Source organism: Coleofasciculus sp. H7-1, assembly GCF_057473865.1.
The window spans coordinates 392,385-399,679 of the sequence record NZ_JBYCCT010000034.1 but is presented as its reverse complement, the minus strand read 5'-3'; the positions used below and the strand labels follow the sequence as shown (position 1 = coordinate 399,679).

The window sequence follows — 7,295 nt, the reverse complement described above, 5'->3', positions numbered from 1 at the left end:
TTGCTCATGAAAAGGCAACGTGTGAATGGATAGTTAAAACTTACTCCCAAAGAAATTGGGTGGAAGTATTCTACCGTGAAGCTCTCATGATGGTTAGGACTAAGAGAATATCAGACACGAAGTATCAGAAGCCTTCATCGACATTTGATATTAGTCTTCTGTGCCTATAGTTTTATCCTTTGGCAACAATTAACCGGAGGATTAAGACGATGTTGGGCTAATAAACCGTTGAATACATTTCCTGAAGCTTTGTCAGCTTTTAGAACAGCTATATCCTATCGGTTTGTCCGTTGGCTTCAGGAGAATACTGACGTATTTGCCTTACACCTAGCCCATTTAGGGCTTGTTTGGGCTTGAACAAAGTTCAAGTCCCGTTAACAGGGGTGATTATTTCCGTTTCCCGTGCCATTGGCGATGCGGCTTCTTTAATTGTTGTCGGAGCTGTGAGTTTTCTCACATTTAATCCTGGTTTGTTTCAGCGCTTTATGGCTCTGCCCATTCAAATTTATACCTATATCACTCGCCCTGAGCCTGGTTTTGCTAATGCAGCAGCAGCGTCAATCATTGTTTTACTGTTATTGATTTTGGTCTTAAATGGTACAGCAATATACCTCCGGCAACGCTTTTCTGCATTTAAATAAAGTCCTAAGTAAAGTTAGGATTTTTTAGAGTTAATTTAAAAAGATTGCTCAAATGCCTCGTAATTCCTTCGTGGCATAAACTCAAAACTCAACGTTAAAAGCTTTAATGTAATAAATACTGGAAAGTACACGATATGCGCTCCCCAAAAAAAGCTCAAAGCACGCAAACTAACCCGGTTCTTAACGCCCAAGGTGTTAAGGTTTACTACGGTGATTTTCTGGCGCTTCAGGAAGTCGATATGGAAATTCCTGAAAGAAAAATCATCGCTTTTATTGGCCCTTCAGGATGCGGCAAAAGTACCTTCTTGCGATGCTTCAACCGGATGAACGATTTAATACCTGGAGCCAGGGTAGAAGGCCAGATTAATTACCAGGGGAAAAACATTTATGATGGCAAGATTAATCCGGTTAAAATCCGGCGTCAAGTTGGGATGGTATTCCAGAGACCAAACCCTTTTCCAAAGTCAATTTACGAAAATATAGCCTTTGGCCCGCGTGCGAATGGTTATAAGGGAAATATGGCTGAACTGGTAGAGCAATCGCTGCGGCGAGCTGCGCTTTGGGATGAGGTGAAAGACAAGTTAAAAGAGAAGGGGACAGCTTTATCTGGAGGACAGCAGCAGCGGCTTTGCATTGCACGAGCGATCGCTATGAAGCCCGATGTTCTATTAATGGATGAACCCTGTTCGGCTCTCGACCCAATTTCAACTCAGCAGGTTGAAGAACTTTGTCGCGAGCTTAAAGAACAATACACCATGATTATGGTGACTCATAATATGCAGCAAGCTTCGCGAATATCAGATTTAACTGGCTTTTTCAATACAGAAACAGATGCAAGCGGCAAGCGCAGAGGAAAATTAGTCAAGTTCAGTCCTACCGAAGAAATTTTCAATCCTCCTCGTACTCAAGAAGCTAAGGCTTACATCAGCGGTAAGTTTGGTTGAGTTAGAACAGTAAAATTGCCCGTTATTGCAGCAAGTCTTAGTGAGGATCTTGATGAGCAAATGGCAACATTTTCCCAAGCAAGGGAGGCAGGCGATCGCGAACGTTCAGCATTATTTTGTTAATGCTTGGCAAGCTCTTGGACAGTGGTGCAAACGACCGATAAAAAGTTGGTCAAACGGTCATTCCATCAGGAATTTTTTGTCTCTATTTTTAATAGGAGCGAGCTTGAGCATGGCGATCGCTGCCTGTGGTAGCAACGCTAACTCAGCTTCTAAAGGTGGTGACGTAAAGCTATCCCTCGTCTCCTATTCGGTTACTCAAGCAGCTTACGAGAAGATCGTACCGAAATTTGTAGAAAATTGGCAAAAAGAACATAACCAAAACGTCACTATCGAGCAGAGTTATGGCGGATCTAGCTCCCAAGCTCGTGCTGTCATTGATGGCTCGCAAGAAGCAGATATCGTCCATCTCTCACTTGCCCTTGACACCCATAAAATTGAGGAAGCAGGTTTAATTCAACCAGGTTGGGAAAAAAAATCTCCCAGAGGTGGCATTGTTACCCGTTCCGTCGTCGCTATTGTTACCCGCCCTGGCAATCCGAAAGGCATCAACACTTGGGAAGACTTGACAAAAGATGGCCTGAGTATCATTACAGCTAACCCCAAACATCTGGTATTGCTATTTGGAATTTCCTGGCTTTGTGGGGTTCTGTGACGCAAAAAGGGGGTGATGAAGCTCAAGCGCAGGAGTTTGCAACCAAAGTCTATAAAAACGTCCCCGTGCTAACCAACAATGCGCGTCAGGCTAGCGATATATTTTTTAAGCAAGGTAAGGGAGATGTCTTACTCAACTACGAAGACGAGGTAATTTTGGCTCAGCAGAATGGTGAGAAACTACCTTCTGTGGTACCCGACGTTAACATTTCGATCGACAACCCTGTCGCTCTTGTAGACAAAAACGTTGATAAACACGGCACCAGACAAATTGCACAAGCATTTGTCGATTTTATTTACACGAAGGAAGCCCAACAAGAATTTGCGAAGTTAGGATATCGCCCCGTTAATCCTAGCGTGGTAGCAGAAGTAGCTCAGAATTATCCCCAACTCCAAACTCTCTTCACAATTCAAGATTTGGGGAGTTGGGATGATGTCCAGAAGAAATTCTTTGCTGAGGGGGCAATTTTTGACCAAATTCAGGTTGCTGGCAAGATATGAGCCTGCTGATTACAGAAGGGCGAGTCCAGCGGGTGCATCCCACTTTTCTAAAACGCCTGACGAGTAAACTCTAGGCTATACAGACTAAGGCTGCCTAGGCAGCCTCTTACTATTGCACATTAGCGTGGTTGGGCGCTCCTACAGATGATAAATTTTCAAAAATGGGATGCACTCGCTGGTGAGACTGATGGGACACTTCTCAAAAAGGCAGTACAGCCAAAAGCTGGTGAGGGATTCTTGGGGTCTGGACTTTTTGATTCCCTGATACATTTACGCGACACAATACGGAAAATTTCCGGACAATGCAGCGATAGCAACACCATCATCACTAACGGTGAAGGCGGTATCCCGCAAAGCTCTGAGCATAACGCCCAAAGCACCATTCATATCTCGTGGTAACGTATGACCGCAGGATGGGCATTTAAACACCTTAGAGCCACCTAGGGATTGATGAATATGACCACACTTGGTACAGGTCTTGGAGGTATAAGCCTCTGAACCTGTAATGACAATTGTGTTAGTCATTTCTGCTTTTTGAGCTAAAAACAGTTCAAAGCGGTAATGCGCCCAAGCCAGCATTGACCTAACCGTTTTTGACCGAATCTTTCTTCGAGCCTTGGCAACCATTTGGGAAGTCTCGAAGGTCGGAAGAAATATAACCCGATAATTGTCAGTTAGATAGCAAACAATCTGTTTGTGGGCTTCATCAATGAGGTGGCGAATTTTAATCCTCATCCGGTGAGCTGCTTGCCGCATTCTTCGTCGTTGTTTTCGACAAACCTTACTCATTCGACTGATTAAGTCGTCAAGATATTGGCACAATCGGGTAATTCTGCCGATATCCCCATAACCAAACTCAACAAAGCGATGACCATCAAATCCAGTCAAAAACGTTCTGACTCCCGGCTCTAGGGCAATAATGCCATCTTTCTCTTTCCTCTCCACTACCATTTCTTCTGGAACGATAGCGAACCATCTACATGAGGAGAATGTAAGCTGCGTAGCGGCTGAGCAGTTTTCTGGTAATGTCTCAGATGCAGTAAAACTAAGCCCTTTAGTTAACTTGGGATACCAGCAACCAGAACTAAAATTGCTATTATTGAACTTAATTGTTTGCTGAAGATTTCGGCAACTCCTGAACCTAGCATCAACACTGGCGCTGTATGCCCGATGAGCATCAAAGATGGCATTTTGTTTAATGTGACAAGGCGTTTCTTTTACCCACTCAGGTAAGTCAGACCGCATAATAATATTTCTTAACTTTAGCAAGCTTGTTCGCTTATTTGGCCGCTGATAAGCAATAGCTTGATTGAAACAGTATCTGCAAGCTGCTAACCATTTACGCCAAATTTTACCGAGTTCGACGCTTGGGTAAATCCGGATCTTCTTGCATCTGAGTCTTGTATTTGCGGAGTCCGTAAAGCCTTGAGCTGAAGCAATGAAGGATGGCGAGTATATCCTCAACCATTTCCTCGTGAGGAGAGAGACTTGATTCATTGAAAACCACGAGTTCACACCTGTTTTGTTCGCAGATCCATCGAAACAAGTCAAATCCGAATCGTGCCAGTCGGTCTTTGTGTGCGACCACAAGGCGCTTGATATCTCCTGACATGATTCGTCCCAGTACGGTAAGCATTTTCTTGCGCTTGAAGTTAAGACCTCCTCCAATCTCTGAGACGACTTCTCCACCTGGATATTTGTCGCGTAGGTATTCAACTTGTCGGTCGAGGTCTGGTTTTTGAGCGTGAGAACTGACTCTGGCGTAGAGAATGTCAATCCGGGTATCCACTCCAGATTTAGCTCTAGCTGTATAGCTTTCGACGTTGTATCGTCGTTGTTTTCCTTCCGTCCAGATGGCTTCGATTTTTCCCTCTTCGTGCCAACGTCGGAGCGTCCGTTCGTGAACCCCAAGAGTCTGGGTAGCTTCCCTTGGGGTGACGTATTTGACAATAGCGGTATCCTCAACTCTGGCATCATTATACCACTACGCCCGGATATGTCCGGTTAACCAAAGATTAAATTGCTACTCTCTCTACGGGAAGTCAGGGCGCGATCGCTACTTTTTTCCCTCGTCATCCCATTTAGCTGAGTTTGTTTACCCAGCCTGGAAAAGATTAATCAGAAATTCTGACCACAAATTATTTAATCTTGATCGGTAAACTGTAGATTAATTGCCTAAATTTTACAGCCTTTGGGAATTGGAAAAGAGCGCCTGTACATGGCAATCTTTCCTCTGCTCCTCAGTGCCTTGTAATCAATGCGTAGCTAGGCTCTCGTGAGTTATCTTCCGAGCGGAGTTCCCCATCGAACCAGCCAGCCTCGTACCTCGGATAGAAGTGTTGTTAGTTTTATGGTATTAAATGTACAGTAACTTGAGCGATGAACCGTAGATTAAAGGCATTCATTTAACCTAACTCGGTTGTTTATCAAGGGAACCCGCACTTTAGGAAAATTGGGAAACAGTCGCTATGAGTATTTTGATTCAAGACGTATCCAAACGATTTGGCTCCTTTCAAGCGGTTTCAGAGGTAAATTTAGATATTAAAAGTGGCTCTTTAGTAGCACTCTTGGGACCTTCTGGATCGGGGAAATCCACTTTATTGCGGCTGATTGCAGGCTTAGAGGCTCCAGACAGTGGCAGAATCAAAATCGCCGATCGGGATGTGACCCTGCAAAGTGTGCGATCGCGCGGCATCGGCTTTGTGTTTCAGCACTATGCGCTGTTTAAGCACATGACCGTTCGCCAAAATATTGCCTTTAGTCTAGAGTTACGCAAAGCGCCCAAAGTCAGGATTCGACACCGGGTAGAGGAACTTTTAGACTTGGTGCAGCTCAATGGCTTTGGCGATCGCTACCCATCTCAGCTTTCTGGCGGACAGCGGCAACGGGTGGCTTTGGCGAGAACCTTGGCTGTCGATCCCGAAGTCTTGCTGTTGGATGAGCCGTTTGGAGCTTTGGATGCCAAAGTGCGTAAAGAACTGCGAGCTTCCTTGCGACACTTACACGAACGGGTGAATGTCACCACCGTGTTTGTCACCCACGACCAAGAAGAAGCAATGGAACTTGCGGATCAAATTGTGGTGTTTAACAAAGGTCGGGTGGAACAGGTAGGGACTGCCGCAGAGATTTATGATCAACCAGCAACCCCGTTTGTGATGAGTTTCGTTGGTCCGGTGAATGTTCTACCGAGTACTGCTGGCATTTTTCGCTTATCAAATTTGGAGTCGCCAACTTCTGATGTATTTTTGCGTCCCCACGATGTCGCAATCCAGACTATGCCTGAAGAAAATGCTGCCCCAGCCAAGGTCAACCGCATTGTGCATCTAGGTTGGGAAGTTCAAGTTGAGTTGCGTTTTAAGGATGGTCAGGAAGTGATAGCCTATATTACGCGCGATCGCCTGAACCAGTTGCAGCTGAAACCACAGCAGCAAGTTTATGTAAAACCCCAACACGCCAAGACCTTCCCCGCATACTCATTAACTTGAGAAATTAGGTAGCAACAACGTTACTGCTGGGTGGAAAGAAGTTGCGAAGGCGGACGATGACGACGCCAACCATCAGAGCGATCGCGCACCCGCATCCACGCCAGATAGGTGCGCTCGTTTGCAAAGCGTGCGATCGCGCACCCGCGACAAATTCTGCCGCCCTTTACTCTCTGTATCGCTCACCACTCAGCCTCTGTACAACTGAAAGTGATGTAGTTTAATCGGATTAAATTTCGTAGTGCCAGAACGGCTGTTGCTCTTGCAGAACAATGAAGCGGTGAGGCAGGCGCTGAATAATTCCCCGCTTCTCAAATTCATTGAGCAGTCGCGTCACCGTGACTCTGGTGGCACCGATGAGTTCGGCAATTTCCTGATGCGTCAAGCGCAAATCGATCTGTTTTCCTTGCTCAATTTCACGACCAAACTTTTTCGCCAGCCAAGTCAACAGTCGCAGCAGTGAAGCATCCACCGATTTGCAATGCAGAATTTCGATTAATTCTTGAAATTGCTGAATATGCAGAATCATCGACTCGGTGGCTTCTTGACACTTGCTAACAGGGAGAATTTTTACCTCTACCAGGGTTAGGCATTCAATTTGATAAGGGTCAGCCTTGGATAGCACTCTGCCAACAATATCTCCTGGCCCCCATAAACCGAGCGTGATGGGTGTGCCGTCTTCGAGCCAGGTCAAGGTGCGAACTACCCCAGTCTCGATTTGCCAGAGAAAATTCTGCTCTAAGGGCAGTAGAGAGCGGCGAGAAAATGTACGTCGCTTCAGGTGAGCAGCGCTAGGTAATAAAAACGGGGAAGCAGTCATGGATAGTCATCCAATTTTAAAACAGCTACGAAAATTCAGAGCGATCGCAATTCTGCTTGCCGAACGCTGGTTGCGGGGATGCATTGAAGGGATTTCATCCAAATATACTATATTCCGCTAGGAGAACTGTAGATTGAGAAACTAAAATCGCCGCCTTCCCGAAATTGTGCGGCAATTGATAGCACTGTATGAG

At 45.5% G+C, this 7,295-nt stretch carries 6 protein-coding genes and 3 pseudogenes; 6 read left to right on the top strand and 3 right to left on the bottom strand.

The window, feature by feature from the left end; all coding sequences use genetic code 11:
- The 4 genes and pseudogenes from AC2VDX_RS10080 to AC2VDX_RS10065 all read left to right on the top strand — a co-directional run.
- Positions 1 to 357: pseudogene (locus AC2VDX_RS10080) on the top strand (IS701 family transposase); the annotation flags it as partial.
- A gap of 17 nt (positions 358 to 374) precedes the next feature.
- Positions 375 to 641 (top strand): annotated as a pseudogene (locus tag AC2VDX_RS10075) (phosphate ABC transporter permease PstA); the annotation flags it as partial.
- A gap of 134 nt (positions 642 to 775) precedes the next feature.
- On the top strand, positions 776 to 1,585 hold the full coding sequence (gene pstB, locus AC2VDX_RS10070; RefSeq protein WP_378183013.1) for a phosphate ABC transporter ATP-binding protein PstB: 810 nt from the start codon (positions 776 to 778) through the stop codon (positions 1,583 to 1,585).
- 52 nt (positions 1,586 to 1,637) lie between these two features.
- Positions 1,638 to 2,800, top strand: a pseudogene (locus tag AC2VDX_RS10065) (sulfate ABC transporter substrate-binding protein).
- A 270-nt stretch (positions 2,801 to 3,070) separates the two neighbouring features.
- On the opposite strand, the gene AC2VDX_RS10060 reads toward AC2VDX_RS10065, so the two are convergent.
- Complete coding sequence (locus tag AC2VDX_RS10060) at positions 3,071 to 4,264, bottom strand: RNA-guided endonuclease InsQ/TnpB family protein (protein ID WP_378183010.1); 1,194 nt, start codon at positions 4,262 to 4,264, stop codon at positions 3,071 to 3,073.
- Positions 4,152 to 4,751 (bottom strand): IS607 family transposase, encoded by a 600-nt coding sequence (locus tag AC2VDX_RS10055; protein ID WP_378183065.1) that lies wholly within the window; start codon positions 4,749 to 4,751, stop codon positions 4,152 to 4,154. The genes AC2VDX_RS10060 and AC2VDX_RS10055 overlap by 113 nt, the downstream gene beginning before the upstream one ends.
- Positions 4,752 to 5,268: 517 nt before the next feature.
- Between AC2VDX_RS10055 and AC2VDX_RS10050 the strand changes: the two genes are divergently transcribed.
- Complete coding sequence (locus AC2VDX_RS10050; protein WP_378183007.1) at positions 5,269 to 6,285, top strand: sulfate/molybdate ABC transporter ATP-binding protein; 1,017 nt, start codon at positions 5,269 to 5,271, stop codon at positions 6,283 to 6,285.
- A 226-nt stretch (positions 6,286 to 6,511) separates the two neighbouring features.
- Here the strand turns inward: AC2VDX_RS10050 and AC2VDX_RS10045 are convergent, their stop codons facing one another.
- Complete coding sequence (locus tag AC2VDX_RS10045; RefSeq protein WP_378183004.1) at positions 6,512 to 7,102, bottom strand: Crp/Fnr family transcriptional regulator; 591 nt, start codon at positions 7,100 to 7,102, stop codon at positions 6,512 to 6,514.
- On the opposite strand from AC2VDX_RS10045, the gene AC2VDX_RS10040 reads away from it, so the two are divergent.
- Positions 7,101 to 7,223, top strand: a complete 123-nt coding sequence (locus tag AC2VDX_RS10040; RefSeq protein WP_378183001.1) for a hypothetical protein — start codon at positions 7,101 to 7,103, stop codon at positions 7,221 to 7,223. The two genes, AC2VDX_RS10045 and AC2VDX_RS10040, sit on opposite strands and share 2 nt — an antisense overlap.
- The last annotated feature ends 72 nt before the right edge of the window (positions 7,224 to 7,295 follow it).

What these genes read in the sequence shown, in the direction of transcription:
- AC2VDX_RS10040 (WP_378183001.1), top strand. Translation starts at nt 7,101, where the DNA reads ATGGATAGTCATCCAATTTTAAAACAGCTACGAAAATTCAGAGCGATC.
- AC2VDX_RS10050 (WP_378183007.1), top strand. Translation starts at nt 5,269, where the DNA reads ATGAGTATTTTGATTCAAGACGTATCCAAACGATTTGGCTCCTTTCAA.
- AC2VDX_RS10045 (WP_378183004.1), bottom strand. Translation starts at nt 7,102, where the DNA reads ATGACTGCTTCCCCGTTTTTATTACCTAGCGCTGCTCACCTGAAGCGA.
- pstB (WP_378183013.1), top strand. Translation starts at nt 776, where the DNA reads ATGCGCTCCCCAAAAAAAGCTCAAAGCACGCAAACTAACCCGGTTCTT.